The organism is Aeromicrobium sp. NPDC092404, from assembly GCF_040684095.1.
Taxonomy (GTDB): domain Bacteria; phylum Actinomycetota; class Actinomycetes; order Propionibacteriales; family Nocardioidaceae; genus Aeromicrobium.
The window spans coordinates 550,057-567,008 of sequence record NZ_JBFBFI010000001.1; the positions used below are offsets into that span (position 1 = coordinate 550,057).

The 16,952-nt window shown below is 68.4% G+C and carries 17 protein-coding genes and 1 riboswitch; of the genes, 9 read left to right on the plus strand and 8 right to left on the minus strand.

The features are described from left to right. The first annotated feature begins 50 nt into the window (after positions 1-50). The 4 genes from coxB to AB0N22_RS02890 all read left to right on the plus strand — a co-directional run bounded on the left by coxB (position 51) and on the right by AB0N22_RS02890 (position 4,310). Entirely contained in the window at positions 51-899 is an 849-nt protein-coding gene (coxB, locus tag AB0N22_RS02875; RefSeq protein WP_364639184.1) for a cytochrome c oxidase subunit II, read from the plus strand. Beyond that, complete coding sequence (ctaD, locus tag AB0N22_RS02880) at positions 899-2,671, plus strand: cytochrome c oxidase subunit I (RefSeq protein WP_364635817.1); 1,773 nt, start codon at positions 899-901, stop codon at positions 2,669-2,671. Before coxB ends, ctaD begins: the two co-directional genes overlap by 1 nt. Before the next feature lie 3 nt (positions 2,672-2,674). Then, on the plus strand, positions 2,675-3,070 hold the full coding sequence (locus AB0N22_RS02885; RefSeq protein WP_364635820.1) for a cytochrome c oxidase subunit 4: 396 nt from the start codon (positions 2,675-2,677) through the stop codon (positions 3,068-3,070). 64 nt (positions 3,071-3,134) lie between these two features. After that, positions 3,135-4,310 (plus strand): Ig-like domain-containing protein, encoded by a 1,176-nt coding sequence (locus tag AB0N22_RS02890; protein WP_364635823.1) that lies wholly within the window; start codon positions 3,135-3,137, stop codon positions 4,308-4,310. A 4-nt stretch (positions 4,311-4,314) separates the two neighbouring features. On the opposite strand, the gene AB0N22_RS02895 is transcribed toward AB0N22_RS02890, so the two are convergent. From AB0N22_RS02895 to AB0N22_RS02915, 5 genes are all read right to left on the minus strand, one after another. Next, a complete protein-coding gene (locus tag AB0N22_RS02895; protein ID WP_364635826.1) occupies positions 4,315-4,512 on the minus strand; it encodes a hypothetical protein in 198 nt (65 codons plus the stop codon). 64 nt (positions 4,513-4,576) lie between these two features. Beyond that, the gene (locus AB0N22_RS02900) at positions 4,577-6,304 is read right to left on the minus strand and encodes a cytochrome bc complex cytochrome b subunit (RefSeq protein WP_364635829.1); all 1,728 of its coding nucleotides are present in this window, start codon (positions 6,302-6,304) and stop codon (positions 4,577-4,579) included. Continuing rightward, positions 6,301-7,350 (minus strand): Rieske 2Fe-2S domain-containing protein, encoded by a 1,050-nt coding sequence (locus AB0N22_RS02905; protein WP_364635832.1) that lies wholly within the window; start codon positions 7,348-7,350, stop codon positions 6,301-6,303. The genes AB0N22_RS02900 and AB0N22_RS02905 overlap by 4 nt, the downstream gene beginning before the upstream one ends. After that, positions 7,347-8,171: a cytochrome c gene (locus AB0N22_RS02910; RefSeq protein WP_364635835.1), complete on the minus strand. Its 825-nt coding sequence runs from the start codon at positions 8,169-8,171 to the stop codon at positions 7,347-7,349. Before AB0N22_RS02910 ends, AB0N22_RS02905 begins: the two co-directional genes overlap by 4 nt. 72 nt (positions 8,172-8,243) lie before the next feature. Further along, positions 8,244-8,813 carry a heme-copper oxidase subunit III gene (locus tag AB0N22_RS02915; RefSeq protein ID WP_364635838.1) on the minus strand — a complete coding sequence of 190 codons (570 nt, stop codon included), beginning with the start codon at positions 8,811-8,813 and terminating at the stop codon, positions 8,244-8,246. 93 nt (positions 8,814-8,906) lie between these two features. Between AB0N22_RS02915 and AB0N22_RS02920 the strand changes: the two genes are divergently transcribed. Both AB0N22_RS02920 and trpD read left to right on the plus strand, forming a co-directional pair. Further along, positions 8,907-9,311 carry a hypothetical protein gene (locus tag AB0N22_RS02920; protein WP_364635841.1) on the plus strand — a complete coding sequence of 135 codons (405 nt, stop codon included), beginning with the start codon at positions 8,907-8,909 and terminating at the stop codon, positions 9,309-9,311. Between the two features lie 4 nt (positions 9,312-9,315). Then, a complete protein-coding gene (gene trpD, locus AB0N22_RS02925; protein ID WP_364635844.1) occupies positions 9,316-10,356 on the plus strand; it encodes an anthranilate phosphoribosyltransferase in 1,041 nt (346 codons plus the stop codon). Between the two features lie 3 nt (positions 10,357-10,359). Here the strand turns inward: trpD and AB0N22_RS02930 are convergent, their stop codons facing one another. Together AB0N22_RS02930 and AB0N22_RS02935 are read right to left on the minus strand one after the other, a co-directional pair. After that, complete coding sequence (locus AB0N22_RS02930; protein ID WP_364635847.1) at positions 10,360-10,635, minus strand: Lrp/AsnC ligand binding domain-containing protein; 276 nt, start codon at positions 10,633-10,635, stop codon at positions 10,360-10,362. Positions 10,636-10,644: 9 nt separating this feature from the next. Next, entirely contained in the window at positions 10,645-12,348 is a 1,704-nt protein-coding gene (locus tag AB0N22_RS02935; RefSeq protein ID WP_364635850.1) for a DEDD exonuclease domain-containing protein, read from the minus strand. Positions 12,349-12,482: 134 nt separating this feature from the next. Here AB0N22_RS02935 and AB0N22_RS02940 point away from each other — a divergent pair, with 134 nt between their 5' ends. The 3 genes from AB0N22_RS02940 to AB0N22_RS02950 all read left to right on the plus strand — a co-directional run bounded on the left by AB0N22_RS02940 (position 12,483) and on the right by AB0N22_RS02950 (position 15,185). Continuing rightward, the gene (locus tag AB0N22_RS02940) at positions 12,483-12,716 is read left to right on the plus strand and encodes a hypothetical protein (RefSeq protein WP_364635853.1); all 234 of its coding nucleotides are present in this window, start codon (positions 12,483-12,485) and stop codon (positions 12,714-12,716) included. A 75-nt stretch (positions 12,717-12,791) separates the two neighbouring features. Continuing rightward, positions 12,792-12,971, plus strand: a riboswitch (cyclic di-AMP (ydaO/yuaA leader). An 8-nt stretch (positions 12,972-12,979) separates the two neighbouring features. Then, positions 12,980-13,945 (plus strand): NlpC/P60 family protein, encoded by a 966-nt coding sequence (locus AB0N22_RS02945; protein WP_364635856.1) that lies wholly within the window; start codon positions 12,980-12,982, stop codon positions 13,943-13,945. Beyond that, entirely contained in the window at positions 13,938-15,185 is a 1,248-nt protein-coding gene (locus AB0N22_RS02950; protein WP_364635859.1) for a hypothetical protein, read from the plus strand. Before AB0N22_RS02945 ends, AB0N22_RS02950 begins: the two co-directional genes overlap by 8 nt. Here AB0N22_RS02950 and AB0N22_RS02955 read toward each other — a convergent pair. Next, positions 15,152-16,885: an AMP-dependent synthetase/ligase gene (locus tag AB0N22_RS02955; RefSeq protein ID WP_364635862.1), complete on the minus strand. Its 1,734-nt coding sequence runs from the start codon at positions 16,883-16,885 to the stop codon at positions 15,152-15,154. The genes AB0N22_RS02950 and AB0N22_RS02955 overlap by 34 nt on opposite strands. Positions 16,886-16,952 lie beyond the last annotated feature (67 nt).

Below are 16,952 nucleotides of genomic sequence, written 5' to 3' on the forward strand. Positions count from 1 at the left end.
CACGTGTCCTCACGTGCAGTCATGGTTCAGAAAGGCACCCCGTGGGTCGGATGAAGCTGGCGGTTCTCGCCGTCGCCGCCGTGATCTTGAGCGGCTGTTCTCCCGTCGATGACTCCGACGTGCAGCGTCTCGCGCTGCCCGTCAAGGGCAGCGACCGCTCGGACGCCATGTGGAACGTCTGGTTGGGTGCCTGGATCGCCACGCTGGTGGTGTTCCTGCTGGTCTTCGGCCTGATCGTCTACTCGATGATCCGCTACCGCCGCCGCAGCGAGGACGAGGTCCCGGTGCAGATCCGCTACAACCTGCCGATCGAGGCGCTCTACACGTTCGCGCCGGTCATCATCGTCGCGGTCTTCTTCTTCCACACCGTGACGTCGCAGAACGACATGCTGCGCGACGTCGAGAACCCCGACCACACCGTCGAGGTCGTCGGCAGCAAGTGGCAGTGGGCGTTCAACTACCTCGACGAGGACGCCACCCAGGGCGAGGACGTGTTCGACATCGGGACCCCCGAGGACCCCACCGAGCTCTGGCTGCCGGTCGACGAGTCGGTGCGGTTCAACCTGCTGTCGCCCGACGTCATCCACTCGTTCTGGATCCCCGAGTTCTACTTCAAGATGGACGTCGTCCCGGGCCAGAAGAACCACTTCGACATGACGCCGACGCGCGAGGGCACCTTCACCGGTCGCTGCGCGGAGCTGTGCGGGCTCTATCACTCACGCATGATCTTCAAGGTCCACGTCGTGTCCAGGGCCGACTACGACGCGCACCTGCGCGAGCTCCAGGACGCGGACCAGACGGGTGCGCCCAAGGGTGCCAAGGAAGCCAACACGATCGCCGGCCTCGAAGACGAGGGCAACGGCAACGCCGAAGACGTCCAGGAAGGAGCGGGGCACTGATGGCCGACGCAACAGCGGCATTCGACGACGGCTCCGAGGTGCTCCGCGCCGGAACGCGGGAGCGCACCCTCGGCCAGAAGGTCGTCACGGTGCTGACCACGACCGATCACAAGGTGATCGGCAACATGTACCTCTTCACCTCGTTCGCCTTCTTCATCATCGGCGGCATCCTGGCGCTCCTGATCCGCGCCGAGCTGGCCCAGCCCGGCACGCAGATCGTGGACGAGGAGACCTACAACCAGCTCTTCACGATGCACGGCACGATCATGCTGCTGATGTTCGCGACGCCGCTGTTCTTCGGCTTCGGCAACGCGATCATGCCGCTGCAGATCGGTGCACCTGACGTCGCGTTCCCGCGGCTCAACATGTTCAGCTACTGGCTCTACCTGTTCGGCTCGACGATCGTCGTCTCCGGCTTCTTCGTCCCCGGTGGAGCGGCGAGCTTCGGCTGGTTCGCGTACGCACCGCTCAGCGATGCGGTGAACTCTCCGGGCATAGGCGGTGACCTGTGGGTCATGGGCCTGTGGATGTCGGGCCTCGGCACCATCTTGGGCGGCGTCAACTTCATCACCACGATCTTCACGATGCGAGCCCCCGGTCTCACGATGTTCCGCATGCCGATCTTCGTGTGGAACACGCTGGTCACGAGCATCCTGGTCATCATCGCGTTCCCGATCTTCGCCGCCGCGCTGCTGTCGCTCGAGGCCGATCGGCGCCTGGGTGCGCACGTCTTCGACGCCGCCAACGGTGGCCCGATCCTGTGGCAGCACCTGTTCTGGTTCTTCGGGCATCCAGAGGTCTACATCATCGCCCTGCCGTTCTTCGGCATCATCACCGAGATCCTGCCGGTCTTCGCCCGCAAGCCGATCTTCGGCTACATGGGCCTGGTCGGCGCAACGCTCATGATCGCGGCGCTCTCGGTGGCCGTGTGGGCGCACCACATGTTCGTGACCGGCTCGGTCGACCTGGCGTTCTTCTCGTTCATGACCTTCCTGATCGCGGTGCCGACAGGAGTCAAGTTCTTCAACTGGATCGGCACGTTGTGGGGGGGATCTCTGTCCTTCGACACCCCGCTGATCTTCTCGCTCGGCTTCCTCGTGACGTTCCTCTTCGGCGGCCTGACCGGCATCATCCTGGCGTCGCCGACGCTGGACTTCCAGCTCTCCGACAGCTACTTCGTGGTCGCGCACTTCCACTACGTCGTGTTCGGCACCGTGGTGTTCGCGATGTTCGCCGGCTTCTACTTCTGGTGGCCCAAGCTCACCGGCCGCATGCTCGACGAGAAGCTCGGCAAGATCCACTTCTGGCTGCTGTTCATCGGGTTCCACATGACGTTCCTCGTCCAGCACTGGCTGGGCGTCGAGGGCTTCCCGCGCCGCTATGCCGACTACAGCGCGACCGACGGCTTCACGACCCTCAACGAGATCTCGTCGATCGGGGCCTTCCTGCTCGGCGCCTCGACGCTGCCGTTCTTCTACAACGTCTGGAAGTCGCGTCGGGGCCCGCTCGTCGGCCTCGACGACCCGTGGGGCTGGGGCCGCTCGCTCGAGTGGGCGACGTCGTCACCGCCGCCGCGCCACAACTTCGCGTCGCTGCCGCGGATCCGGTCCGAGAGCCCCGCGTTCGACCTGCACCACCCGGAGATCGCGCGGCTCGAGCTGCTCGAGAACCCGGGGGAGCAGTCGGCCTTCGCCGACGCGCCCGATGTCGAGGGCAAGGGCGAGGGCCAGGCGCCGACAGACACCACCGACGACGGCAAGGGCGGTCACTGATCCATGAAGGCTGAGTACTGGACCATCGTCGCGTGCGGCATCTTCTTCGCGATCGTCGCGCCGGTCTACTGGGTGCTGACCCACGACCCCACCGGCACCTCGGCGCTGACCATGACCTTCCTGCTGACCGCGCTGCTGGGCTTCTACCTGGCTGTCGTGGCCAAGCAGATCCCGGCTCGTCCTGAGGACCGCAGCGACGGTGAGATCGCCGACGGTGCCGGCGAGCAGGGCTTCTTCCCGCCCTACAGCTGGTGGCCGCTGTTCTGCGCCGCGTCGCTGGCTGTCGTGGTGCTGGGCGTCGTGATCGGCTGGTGGCTGTTCATCATCGGTTCGGTGTTCATGGCCGTCACCGCGGTCGGCTGGATCTTCGAGTACTACCGCGGCGTCCACGCGCACTGATCCACGTCGCAGCACGCCGGTCGATGGGCGTAGGCTGCTACGCCCGACCACCTAGAATGACCTGGTGAGGGATCTTCGTCTGCCGGCCGCGCTCGTGTGCGCGGCTCTCGTGGCCTTGTCCGCCTGCACCGCTGATGGCGTCAAGGATGCCGTCACGCCCGGTGAGGCCAAGGACCCGGTGTCCTTGACCGCCAACGTCGACGAGAAGGCCGCCGACGTCAAGGTCAGCACCGTGGTCACGGTTGAGGCGCAGGACGGCTCCATCACGAGCGGCGTGCTCGCGAGCGACGACGGGAAGTCCACGATCCGGGGTCGGGTCGCCGACGGCTCCTGGCGCGCGGGTCAGCGGCTCGAGCCGGGCACGGCCTACACGCTCAAGGTCAACGGCAAGGGTGAGGACGGCAAGCGCGGACGCCTCGTCCGGCACTTCACGACCCAGCCCCTGACGCTCGAGCAGCAGACCTATCCGTCCGTCGCACCGCTCCAAGGTGAGACGGTCGGCGTCGGCATGCCCGTGATCGTCACGTTCGACGTGCCGGTCAAGAACCGTGCCCTGTTCGAGCGCAGCATGAGCGTGCAGTCCAAGCCGGCCGTGTCAGGCTCGTGGAGCTGGTTCTCGGACCGAGAGGCGCACTTCCGCCCGCGTACGTTCTGGCCCGCTCACGCCCGCGTCAAGATCAACCTCCGCCTCAACGGGCTGCCCGCCGGCAACGGCGTCTACGGGCAGCAGGACCAGCTCATCGACTTCAAGGTCGGGAGCAAGCGGGTCAGCGTCGTCAACGTCGCCAAGCACCGGCTCAAGTACACCGTCGACGGCAAGGTGGAGAAGACGATCCCGGTGTCGACGGGGGACAGCACCCACCGCACCCGCGAGGGCACCAAGGTCATCATGGAGAAGTTCCCTTCGATCGACATGGACGCTGCCACGACCGGTGTCGACTCCGAGGACCCCGGCTACTACAACATCGAGAACGTGCGCTGGGCCATGAGGGTCACCAACTCGGGCGAGTTCCTGCATGCCGCGCCCTGGTCGGTGGCTTCTCAGGGCAGGGCCAACGTGAGCCACGGGTGCACCGGCATGAGCACCGCCGACGCGGGCTGGCTCTACCGCAACTCCCGACGCGGCGACGTGGTCCGCTACATCAACAGCCCGAGGCCGCTGGAGGACCGAAACGGCTGGACCGACTGGAACGTGCCGTGGTCGACCTGGGTCCAGGGCTCGGCGCTCGACAAGACCTGAGGCCTCACCGGTTGCGTCGGCGCACGATCAGGGTGCCGCGGGCCCGGTGCAGCTGCGGCATCGGGCCGTAGACGACGATCGGCACGGCGGCCGTGGCGAGCACCAAGGTGCGCAGCAGGGTGGGGGCGCCGTCGAGGGCGTCACCGATGGCGAGATCGCCGTCAGAACGACGAAGCCCCCGCCAGCGTGCTGGCGGGGGCATCGCCGTCAGAACGACGAAGCCCCCGCCAGCGTGCTGGCGGGGGCTTGCGGGTCGAACCGGCGATCTAGTGCACGCGCGGGATACCGGTCTCGGACACGCCTTGGAACTCGTCGCCGAGCTCGACCGGGTGGCCGTCGTGGTCGCGCAGGTGCTCCTCAGCGTGATGGACGTCCTCGACGGTGGGCTTGTCGAGCGCCCCGTCGTAGTAGAACGCCCGGAGCTTGGCCCGGAGCTTCTCGCGGCGACTGTGCGGGGCTGCCACGCCGTTGTGATCGGTCTCTGCCGGGGCCTCGAGCACCGGCAGCCGGTCGTGCGTCGTGAGCGTGTACTGCGCGCCGACCGGCAGGGGAGCGTGGCGCTCCGTGAACCCGCCGTCAGGCGAACGCTCGATGACACCGGTCTCGTAGCCGTGCAGGATGCGGTTGGCATCAGCGCGCTGCAGGCCGATGCAGATCCGCTTGGTGATCATGAACATGACGATCGGCAGGATGAAGAAGCCGATGCGGCAGAACCACGTGATCGCGTTGAGGCTCATGTTGAACTGGGTGGCGATGATGTCGTTGCCACCCGCGATCCACAGCACGCCGTACGCCGTCATGCCGGCGACGATGAACGCGGTCCGGAACGGCGCGTTGCGCGGGCGCTCCAGCAGGTGGTGCTCCCGCTTGTCGCCCGTGATCCACTGCTCGATGAACGGCCAGCCGGCGCCGACACCCAGGAACAGTCCGGGCAGGATCGCCCCCGGCAGGAAGACGTTCCAGCTCCAGGTGAAGTTGAAGAACGTGCTCTCCCAGTTGGGGAAGATGCGGACGGCGCCCTCGACGAAGCCCATGTACCAGTCCGGCTGGGAGCCGGCCGTGACCTCGGACGGGTTGTAGGGGCCGTAGGCCCAGATCGGGTTGATCTGCAGCGTGGCACCCATCAGGGCGGTGAAGCCGAACACCACGAAGAAGAACCCGCCCGCCTTGGCGGCGTAGACCGGAAGCATCGGGTAGCCGACGACGTTCTTCTCGGTGCGTCCGGGGCCAGGCCACTGCGTGTGCTTGTGGTAGACGAGCAGCAGCATGTGGGCACCGATGAGCCCGAGCAGGAGTGCAGGAATCAGCAGGATGTGCGCCATGTAGAGGCGCGGGATGATGATGTCCCCCGGGAACTCGCCGCCGAAGATGAAGAACTCGAGGTAGGACCCGACGATCGGGATCGACCTGACGAGCCCGTCGACGAACCGCAGGCCCGTGCCGGACAGCAGGTCGTCCGGGAGCGAGTAGCCGGCGAAGCCCTCGACGAGGCCGAGGAGCAGGAGGCCGAGGCCGATCAGCCAGTTGATCTCGCGCGGCTTGCGGTAGGCGCCCGTGAACATGACGCGCAGCATGTGCACGATCATGGCGGCGACGAACAGCGCAGCCGCCCAGTGGTGGATCTGACGGATCAGGAGGCCGCCGCGGACGTCGAACGAGATGTCGAGCGTCGATGCGTACGCCTGCGACATCTCCAGGCCGTTGAGCGGGGTGTAGGAGCCGTTGTAGGTCGTCTCACCCATGCTCGGCACGAACCAGAACGTCAGGAACGTTCCGGTGAGCAGCAGGACGACGAAGCTCCAGAGCGCGATCTCGCCGAGCATGAACGACCAGTGCTCGGGAAACACCTTGCGGAGCAGGTGCGAGCGCTTGCTGGCACCGGCCAGGCCCAGGCGGTCGTCCAGCCAGCCGACGGGGCCGGCAGCCTTCTTGCCGAAGCCGGTGTCCTCGATGGCGGTGCCCTCGGTGCTGGTGGTGTCGTCGACGGTGCTCATGACTTATCGTCCAACCTCTTCTGGTCGCGGACCAGCTCTGGGTAGCTGGGCGCCACGATCTCGGTGAAGTCGCTCACGGCGATCAGGTAGCCCTCGGCGTCCACCGCGAGGGGCAGCTGGGGCAGCGGCCGGTGTGCCGGACCGAAGACGACCTTGCCGTTGTCGGCCAGGTCGAACGTCGACTGGTGGCACGGGCAGAGCAGGTGGTGCGTCTGCTGCTCCCACAGGCTGATGGGGCAGCCGACGTGCGTGCAGATCTTGGAGTAGCAGAGGATGCCGCCGACGCCCCAGTTCTCGCGGCCCTTGTCCGGGGTGATGTCCTCGGGACGCATGCGGACGACGATCACGGCGGCCTTGGACTTCGCGGCCAGCAGCTCGGCGCCGTGCAGGACCGGGTGGCCGTCCTCGTCGGTCTCGTACATGATCGCGGGCTCGGCGTTGACGAGCTGGCCGACCTGCAGGTCGGCGGGCTTCAGGGGAGTGCCGGAGACATCGTTGACGACGCGCATGCCCTTCTTCCAGACCGTGTTGCGGTGGCCGTGGGGCAGCGGGCCGAGATCGCGCAGCAGGACGATGGCCGGCAGGCCCAGTGCGCCCATCGAGAGGAAGAGCGTGCGACGGATCAGCGGGCGGCGGCCGAAGCCGGACTCGTTGATGCCGTCGTTGAGGTCCTTGAGCGCGTGGGCGCGGTCCTCCGAGCTGGAGGCTGCCGGAGTGCGCATCTCGACCATCTCGTGATCGCCCATGAGCTTCTTGGCCCACTGGATGATCCCGACGCCCATCAGCAGCATCGCGCCGCCGAGGGTCGCGCCGAGCGTGAAGTTCATGGCGGACCAGCCGAGGAACGTCTGGTCCTCGTCGATCATGATGTAAGCCACGCAGAAGCCAACGAGCAGCGCCGCTGCCACCGCGAACATGCCCGAGATCTGTCGCTCGGCGCGACGGTCCTGGGCCGGGTCGACGTCGGTCGGCCGGTACTGGTGCTCGGGCAGGCCGGGATCCCGCACCGGCTCGGTGTCGGGCACGCGGTCGAGCTCGTCGCTCATTTCTTCTTCACTCTCGCTCCGTGGGCACCGATCCAGACGGCGGCGATCACGAGGCCGCCGATGCCGATGATCCAGGTGAACAGTCCGTCGACCACCGGGCCGAGGCCGCCGCCGGCCATGCCGCCGTAGTTGGGCTGCTCCTGCACCGCCTCGATGTAGGCGATGATGTTGCTCTTGTCCTCAGGGGTGATGACGTCGTCGGAGAACACCGGCATCTGCTGCGGGCCGGTGATCATGGCCTCGGCGATGTGCTTGGCGCTGACGCCGTCGAGGGCAGGGGCGTACTTGCCACCGGGGAGGGCGCCACCGGCGCCGACCGAGTTGTGGCAAGCGGTGCAGTTGGTGCGGAAGAACTCGCCGCCCTCGCGGATCTGCTCAGCGGTCTTGCCGGAGGTGTTGGTGTACTCCTCGTCGGGGATCGCGGGGCCGGGGCCGAGCGTCGCGATGTAGGCCGCGAGCTGCCGGGTCTCCTCGGCGGTGTACTCGGGATCCTTCTTGGGGGCCTGCGGGGCCATCTGGGCCATCGGCATGCGTCCGGTGCCCACCTGGAAGTCGACCGCGGCCGCGCCCACGCCGATCAGCGACGGACCATAGTTGCCGCCGCGCTTGGTCTCGATGCCGCCGGCGTTCTTGCCGTGGCAGCTGGCGCAGCCGATCAAGAACAGGTCGCGACCGGCCTCGACATCCTGCGTCGACACGGTCTCGGCCTTGGCGGGCTCAGGTGCGACAGCTGAGTAGACACCTCCGACAACGCCGAGCGCCACAAGCATCACGACGATGCCGGCGAGTGGATGCCGGCGTCTGGTGGACAGTTTCCGCACCGAGAACCTCGTTCCTTGGAGTGCTTCTGAGAATACCTTCGGGCGGTGACCCGACATGCAGTGAGGGAAGCCTTATTTGAGGATGTAGATCGTCGCGAACAGGCCGACCCAGACGATGTCGACGAAGTGCCAGTAGTAGGACACGACGATCGCCGAGATCGCCTGCTCGTGCGTGAACTTGCGGGCGGCGAACGTTCGCCCGATGACCAGCAGGAACGCGATCAGGCCGCCGAGGACGTGGATGCCGTGGAACCCGGTGGCGAGGTAGAACACGCTGCCGTAGGGCGACGACGAGATCGTGACGTGCTCGGTGACCAGGGCGGCGTACTCGGTGGCCTGGCCGGCGATGAACACGGCGCCCATGAGGTAGGTGAGGAGGAACCACTCACGCATGCCCCACAGCTTGATCTGGTGGAGCTTGCCGGTGCGGCCCGGCTTGCCGCGCTCGGCGGCGAACACGCCGAACTGGCAGGTCAGCGACGACAGCACGAGGATCGTGGTGTTGGCGGTCGCGAACGGGATGTTGAGGAGCTCGGTCTCCTGCTCCCACAAGTTGGGCGAGATGTTGCGGATCGTGAAGTAGGCCGCGAACAGCCCGGCGAAGAACATCAGCTCGCTGGAGAGCCACACGATGGTCCCCACCGTCACCATCGACGGACGGCCTTCCTGGCCATGGAGTCGGGAAGCAGGAATCACGGATGTAGTCGCCACGCGATCATTATGTACGATCGACCCGTGAGCGAGCACAAGCCCCTACGTGTCCTGGTCTACAGCGACGATCGCGACGTGCGCGCTGCCGTGCTGTCAGCCCTCGGAGCTCGCCCACACCCCGACCTTCCGCCCTTCGACTACGTCGAGTGCGCGACCGAGCCGGTCGTGTTCCAGCACCTCGACGAGGGCGGCATCGACCTGGTGATCCTCGACGGCGAGGCCGTCCCGGCAGGAGGCCTGGGCATCGCCCGGCAGATGAAGGACGAGATCTACCAGGCGCCTCCGGTGCTCGTGCTGACCGGACGTCCGCAGGACGCCTGGCTCGCCACCTGGTCGCGGGCCGAGGCCGCGCTGCCACACCCGATCGAGCCGATCCGCCTTGCCGAGGTCGTCATCGACCTGGCGCGCGGCGTGCTCCAGCCCGGCTGACGCCGTGTCGACGACATGGCCTGAGGTTCTCTCCGCCCTCGTGGCCAGGCGCGACCTCGACGCCGGGTCCACGACCTGGGCGATGGAGGAGATCCTCTCCGGCAACGCCACGCCGGCCCAGATCGCCGGGTTCGCCGTCGCGCTGCGCGCCAAGGGCGAGACGCTGGCCGAGGTGCAGGGCCTGGTCGACGCGATGTACCGGCACGCCGTCCCGTTCGCGGTCGACGGCCGCGTCGTCGACATCGTCGGCACCGGGGGAGACCTCGCCAAGACCGTGAACATCTCGACGATGTCCGCCGTGGTCATCGCCGGTGCCGGGGTCCCTGTCGTCAAGCACGGCAACCGTGCGGCATCCAGCGCGAGCGGCGCCGCCGACGTGCTGGAGGAGCTCGGCGTCCGCCTCGACGTGCCGCCGACCCGGCTCGCGGAGGTCCTCGACGCCGTGGGCATCACGTTCTGCTTCGCGCCGGTGTTCCACGCGTCCTACCGCTTCACGGCCGTGCCGCGGCGCGAGCTCGGCATCCCCACGACGTTCAACTTCCTCGGCCCGCTGGTCAACCCGGCCAAGCCCGCCGCATCGGCGGTCGGCGTCGCGGACGCCCGGATGGGGCCGATCATGGCCGGAGTGCTCGCCGCTCGAGGGGCCGACGCGTTCGTGTTCCGCGGCGACGACGGGCTCGACGAGATCACGACCAGCACGACCTCGAGCGTGTGGATCGCCGACGGCGCCTCGGGCGCGGTCAGCGAGGACACGATCGACCCGCGAGCCCTCGGGTTCGACTACACGCCGGTCTCGGAGCTGACCGGCGGCGACCCCGCTTTCAACGCCAAGGTGTTCGAGCGGGTCCTGGCCGGTGAGCAGTCCTCCGTGCGTACGGCCGTGGTGCTCAACGCGGGCGCTGCGATCGCCGCCCACGAAGCGGGATCGGGCGACCTCGAGTCGCGGCTGCGGGCCGGCATCGAGCGGGCGCAGGGCTCGATCGACTCCGGTGCGGCGACCTCGGTGCTGGAGAGCTGGGCGCGGACCACGCAGACCATGGTCTGAGGCTCACAGCCCGATCGAGAAGGCTTCCTCGAGGTCGTGCTGGCTGAAGGTCTGGAACGCGATCTGGGTCTGGGTCGCGATCACGCCGTCGACCTTGTTGAGCTGGTCGGCGACGACCGACGAGACGTCGTCGACCTGGCGAACGCGCACCATGGCCAGCAGGTCGAGATCACCCGTGACGGAGTAGACCTCGCTGACCCCGTCGATGTCGGCGATCTGCTCGGCGATCTCGGACAGCCGGGATACCTCGGCCTGGATGAAGACGATGGCGGTGATCACGGATTCACCCTAGCCCGGTCGCTGGAGTCCCTGCCACGACGCGCTGGCGTCCTCGAACGGCGACAGGTGGCGGGCCGCACCGCCGAGCGGGGTGTGCCACGACCCGCGGACCATGCGCATGCCGGGGGAGTCGAGCCAGCGCAGCAGGGTCTCGGTCTCCTCGGCGGTCGCCGCCGGGATTGGCCCGAATCCCGGCGCGACGGACTCGGCCGTGGCGAGGAGGGCGTCGACCCAGCCGATCGGGTGGGTGCCGCGCGGCATGACCCCGGCCGCGGCCAGCCGGCCGAAGCGGATGACGTGGATCTCCCATCCCTCGGGGTGGGGTGCTGCGGCGACCAACTCGGGCGTGCCGGTCAGCTCGCGCAGGCGTTGGGTTCGGGCCACGGCACGCAGGAAGCCGGTGAGCCGGTCACGCCAGATGGCAGCGTCCTCGAACCGCTCGGTGCGGGCGAGGTCGAGCATGCGGGCGCGGATCGCCGCGACGAGCTCCTCAGGGTCTCCCGTCATGGCGTGGCGGACGTGCGCGACCTCGAGGGCGTACGTCTCGAGGTCGGTCGATCCGTCGCAGGGCGACAGGCAGTGGCCCATCTCGGCGAGGGCGCACGGTGAGATGCGGGACCTCTTGGCGAGCTTGGTGGTGCACTGCCGGATGCGGAACGAGTCGTGGAGGGCCGTGAGTGCCCCTTCGGCGGCCGCGCGACCGCGGAACGGCCCGATGTAGTCGGCGTCGTCATCGAGGATCTTGCGGACGATCGAAAGCCGCGGCCACGGCTCGCGGGTGAGCTTGAGCCAGCTGAGCCGGTCGGGGAACCGCGAGCGGCGGTTGTAGGGCGGGCGGTGCTTGCCGATGAGCCGCAGCTCGCGGACCTGCGCCTCGAGCGCGGTCGCGCAGACGATGCCCTCGATGCGTTGGGCCAGCATCACCATCTCGCCCATCCGCGTGCGCGTCTCGGCCTTCGTGAAGTAGGAGCGGGTGCGGACGCGCAGGTTGCGGGACGTGCCGACGTAGAGGATCTCGTCTCGGGCGTCGCGGAAGAGGTAGACGCCCGGCGCCTCGGGCAGGTGCTCCGCGAGGTGTCGCTTGCGGCGCTGCTCGGGCTTGACCTTGGCGGTGTAGGTCGACACCTCCTCGAGGGTCGTGACGCCGAGGGGGCCGAGTCGCTCGAACAGGCCGTGAAGGACGTCGACTGTCGCGCGGGCATCGGACAGCGCCCGGTGGTTGGGCGTCGTGGTGGCCGAGAACTTCGCAGCCAACGTGGCGAGCTTGCAGTTGGGAACCTCCTCGCGGGACAGGATCCGGCGGGCGAGGGTCGCGGTGTCGAGCGTCTCGAAACCCGGCCAGGGGATGCCCAGCTCGCGGCTGAAGTGCTTGAGGAACCCGACGTCGAACGGCGCGTTGTGGGCCACCAGGACGCTGCCCCGGGCGAACTCGAGGAAGCTCGGCAACACCTCGGCGATGCGCGGGGCGCCGATGACCATCTGGTTGGTGATGCCGGTCAGCACCGTGATGTAGGCGGGGATCACCTCGTCTGGATTGACCAAGCTCTGGAACTCGCCCAGGACCTCACCGCCCCTGATCTTGACCGCGCCGAACTCGGTGATCTTGGAGCCCTTGGCGGCGGAGCCGCCGGTCGTCTCGAGGTCGACGACGCAGAACGTGGTGTCGGACAGGGCACGCCCGAGCTCGTCGAACGACGCCTGAACTACCTCCATGTGGTTCACCGTAGGTGGGGGTACCGACACAGAGCCGGAACCTGCAACCCGCGGCGTTTTTGTCCGAGCCGGCTCCTAACGTCGTGGTCGTCCCCGAGTGACGGGGCATGTGGCAACCAGCAGGAGGTGCAGCCATGACCGAGAACTTCCCCACCGACTCCGTGGTCGTCGATTGCGACCGGTGTCTCGTCCGCAGCCCCAGCGCGTGCGGCGACTGCATCGTGACGGTCCTGCTCGGCGCCCCGCCGGCCGGCATCGAGATCGACGCCGACGAGATGGCCGCCCTCGGCGTGCTCGCGGATGCGGGTCTCACCCCGCCGCTGCGCTTGGTGACCCCGGTCACGGGACCCGAGACACAGGTTGGTTGAGAGTTGAACTGACCCCGACTGCCCCTTACAGTGGTCCCTTGTGTGACCGGTGAACGTCGTCCCCCCCGGACGGCGCCGGCCGCACCGCCGAATCGCTGCAGTCATGGGGAAGATGTCTGAGGCGAACCGGGGACCCATGTGTGTGGGGTGAATCGGAACCGCGCGTCCTGAGCTCGTCGAGGGACACGCACGACCGTAGGGCAGACCTTGGCCCGAACCCGTCAGCTCACCCGGTAGGCGTCGAGGCTACATAGGAGTTCTGCGTGCGCTTGCCCGCTACCCGAACACGTCGTCAAGGATTCGCCACCGCCGCTGTACTGGCTCTGCTGGGAGGGTTGTTCGCCGTCCCGTCCGCGGCCGATCCGGCTGTGACGCCCAAGGACGTCGAAGCGGCGTTCCACAAGGCCGAGGCGATGAACGAGCAGGTCAACGCGCTCGAGGTCGAGGCCAAGCAGACGCAGGCCGAGATCGACGACCTCACCGCCGACATCAATCGCGACCTGGCGGACTACAACCGCCAGAAGTCCGAGCTCGGCGACGCGATCGCCCAGCAGCAGATGGACGCGCCGCTCGGCCCGAGCGTCAACCTGCTGAGCAGCGGCGACCCCGACCAGTTCCTCGCCGGCCTCGGTGCCGTGCAGGCGCTCAACAGCACCCGCGCCGATGCGCTCGAGAAGTTCGGCGAGACGAGCAAGGAGCTCAAGAACCGCCGCGCCCAGCTGCAGGACCGCAAGGCCGAGCTGGCAGCCGCGCAGAAGGACGCCGACGCCAAGCGCGACAAGATCCGCGAGCACTACACCGATGCCAAGGCCGAGCTCGCGCGTTTGACCGCCGCCCAGCAGGCCAAGTTCAACGCCAGCGACACGTCGATGCCCGAGGTCGACGCCTCCGGCCGCGCCAAGACCGCGATCGACTTCGCGCTGAGCCAGCTCGGCGATCCCTATGTCTACGGCGGCACGGGCCCCAACGGCTGGGACTGCTCCGGTCTGGTCATGAAGGCGTGGGCCGCCGCGGGAGTCTCGCTCCCGCGCGTCGTCGGCCCGCAGATGGCCGCCACGAGCCGCGTGTCGATGGACGCACTGCAGCCCGGAGACCTCGTCGCGTACGGCAACATGCAGCACATCGGCATGTACCTCGGCGGCGGCAAGGTCGTCCACGCTCCTCGCCCCGGCAAGAGCGTCGAGATCACGAGCCTGAGCGGCTTCAGCGTCGGCGGGCGGGTTGGCTGACCCAGGTCGAAGACTGGGGCCCAACGCGGCCGCCGTCCTCGTCCTGGTCGCCCTGGGTGCTGCGCTGCTCGTCTGGCAGCGCCCGTGGCAGGGCTCCGACGACAACAACGTCGGCATCCCTGCTGATGCTCCCTCGCGGCTGACGACCCAGTTCCGCGCCCTGACCGAGGCCGACTCCGAGGCGGAGTTCGTCGCGGCGGCGGGTACCTCCCGCGCCGCCAAGGCGTTTGCCCGAGAGGCCTGGCGGTCCCGCGCCGCGCTAGGCGCAACCTCCGTCGAGCTCCGCTACGTGAGCGGCGGCGAGGTCCCTGATCGGGCTGATGGCTCCGCCTTGGCCTCGGTCGAGGTCAGCTGGCGTGCCGGCGACGGCATCGGGCTGGCCGGGACGACCGATCACTCGTCGACCGTCGCGTTCCGGGTGACGCCCGAGTCCGATGACACCTTCTCGATCATCGCGGCGACGCCTCGGGACGGCGCGCTGCCGCTCTGGCTGGCCGGTGCGGTCTCCGTCGAGCGCGAGCCCGGTGCCGTCGTCGTCCGGGTCGATGGTGGGGACGCGGAGGTGCCGGTCGAGTCGATGGCGTCGCGTGCACGAGCCGCTGTCGCGAGAGTCGTCCCGGACACCAAGGGCGACGTCACCGTGGTCTCGCCGCGGTCCCAGACCCAGATGGCGCGGCTGGTGGGTCAGCCGCTCGACCAGGTCCGGCAGATCGCCGCGGTCACGACCAGGCTGGACGGCCGCGGGGGCACATCGGCCGACACGGTCGTGGTGCTCAACCCGGCGGTGTTCGCGACGATGGATCAGCGCGCAGCCCAGGTCGTCGTGACGCACGAGGCGACCCACCTGCTCACCGACGCGGTCGGAGCGCGGACCGAGAGCTGGGTCATCGAGGGATTCGCCGACTTCGTCGCCCTCCGGGAGGACTCGGCGTCGCTGGCCGTCAGCGCGGGCCAGATCCTGGCCGAGGTGAGGGCGGGTCGTACGCCCGAGCGCCTGCCGTCGGCGGAGGACTTCGATGCCGAGGGCCACGGCCTCGGCGCGGTGTACGAGTCGGCGTGGATGATCTTCCGGATGCTGGGGGAGCGTTACGGGGACGAGCGGGTCGTCGGGTTCTACGAGGCCGTCATGGGCGGCGCCGAGCTCGATGACGCCCTGCGCACGTCGTTCGGCATCACCACCGACCAGCTCACCGCCGCATGGCTTGACTACCTCGCGAAGAGCGCCTCGACGGTGTCGTGAAAGTCGCGCAGGACTGCGTTGCGCTTGACCTTGAACGACGGCGTCAGGTAGCCGTTGTCCTCGGTCCAGTCCTCGGGCAGGATCACGAACTTGCGGATCGACTCGGCCTGCGAGACCTGTGAGTTGGCGTCGTCGACGGCCTTCTGGATCTCGGCGCGCAGCGTGTCGTCGTCGAGGGAACCGGTCCAGGCCTCGGCATCGACCGTCACGAGCGCGGCCACGAACGGCTTGCCGTCGCCCACGACGAGGCACTGGCTGACGTACTGATGGGCCCGCACGCGGTCTTCGAGCACGGCGGGCGCCACGTTCTTGCCACCCGCCGTCACGATGATCTCCTTCTTGCGGCCCGTGATGCGCACGTAGCCGTCGGCGTCGACCTCACCGAGGTCACCGGTGGCGAACCAGCCGTCGGCGTCGAGCGCCTCGGCCGTCGCCTCGTCGTTGTGCCAGTAGCCCGTGAACACCTGCGGCCCGCGGAAGCTCAGCTCGCCGTCAGCACCCACGCGCACCTCGGTGCCCGGCAGGGGGCGTCCGACGGTGCCGATGCGCTGGTCGTCCGGCGTGTTGACGCACAACGCGGCGGTCGTCTCGGTCAGGCCGTAGCCCTCCAGGACCGTGACGCCGATGCCGCGGTAGAAGTGCGCGAGACGGTCGCCGAGCGGGGCGCCGCCGGAGATCGCCCACTCGGCGTGGCCGCCCAGCGCGTCCCGGAGCCGGCCGAAGACGAGCCGGTCGAACACCGCGTGACGAGTCCGCAGGGCGAGCCCAGGCTTCCCGTTGTCGAGCGCCTTGCTGTAGGCGATCGCGGTCTGGGCGGCGCGGTCGAAGATCTTGCCCTTGCCGTCGGCGTACGCCTTGCTGCTCGCGGTGTTGAAGACCTTCTCGAACACCCGGGGGACGGCCAGCACGAAGGTCGGCTGGTACGACCCGAGATGGGTCACGAGGTCCTTGACGTCCGCGGTGTGCCCGAGCTTGGCGCCCGAACGGATCGCGCCGACCTGGATGATGCGGGCGAACACGTGCGCGAGCGGGAGGAACAGCAACGTGGAGGCGCCTTCGCGCTCGAACAGCTCCGGGAGCTCGGGGATCGCGGCGCCCAGCTCGTAGCGGAACGAGCCGTGCGAGAGCTTGCAGCCCTTGGGCCGTCCCGTCGTGCCGGACGTGTAGATCAAGGTGGCGAGGGTGTCGCTCGACAGGGCAGCGCGGCGCGCCTCGACGTCGGCGTCGCTGACGTCCGCGCCCCGCTCGGTGATCTGGTCGATCGCACCGTCCTCGAGCACCCAGACGTCACGCAGGTCCGGCGCCTCGGCCATGGCCTCCTTGACCCTCGCGAGGTGGGTGTCGGACTCGACGATCGCCGCGACGGCTCCCGAGTCGGACAGGATCCACGCGATCTGCGCCGCTGCCGAGGTCTCGTAGATCGGCACGGTCGCTGCGCCCACCCACCAGATGGCGTAGTCAGCGACGGTCCACTCGTAGCGTGTCTTGGACAGCAGGGCGACCCGGTCGCCGTGTGCCACGCCGGCGCCGATGAGGCCCTTGGCCACGGCCAGGACGTCCCGGTGGAACTCGCCCAGGGTGACGTCCTGCCACTCACCGCCCACCATGCGGGCCAGCGCGACGTCGTCTGCGTGCTCTTGAAGGCGGTCGAGGATGTCGTCGGAGAGGTTGCCCAGTTCGGGTGCATGCGCCTGTGTCACGTACGGCAGGCTACTCTCACGGGCGCCGGCGCACGGAATCGGTGGGCGCTCCTGCATGCCACCTCCC

Coding starts and splice junctions, on each gene's coding strand:
- coxB (WP_364639184.1), top strand. CDS start 51: ATGAAGCTGGCGGTTCTCGCCGTCGCCGCCGTGATCTTGAGCGGCTGT.
- ctaD (WP_364635817.1), top strand. CDS start 899: ATGGCCGACGCAACAGCGGCATTCGACGACGGCTCCGAGGTGCTCCGC.
- AB0N22_RS02885 (WP_364635820.1), top strand. CDS start 2,675: ATGAAGGCTGAGTACTGGACCATCGTCGCGTGCGGCATCTTCTTCGCG.
- AB0N22_RS02895 (WP_364635826.1), bottom strand. CDS start 4,512: ATGCCCCCGCCAGCACGCTGGCGGGGGCTTCGTCGTTCTGACGGCGAT.
- AB0N22_RS02900 (WP_364635829.1), bottom strand. CDS start 6,304: ATGAGCACCGTCGACGACACCACCAGCACCGAGGGCACCGCCATCGAG.
- AB0N22_RS02905 (WP_364635832.1), bottom strand. CDS start 7,350: ATGAGCGACGAGCTCGACCGCGTGCCCGACACCGAGCCGGTGCGGGAT.
- AB0N22_RS02935 (WP_364635850.1), bottom strand. CDS start 12,348: ATGGAGGTAGTTCAGGCGTCGTTCGACGAGCTCGGGCGTGCCCTGTCC.
- AB0N22_RS02940 (WP_364635853.1), top strand. CDS start 12,483: ATGACCGAGAACTTCCCCACCGACTCCGTGGTCGTCGATTGCGACCGG.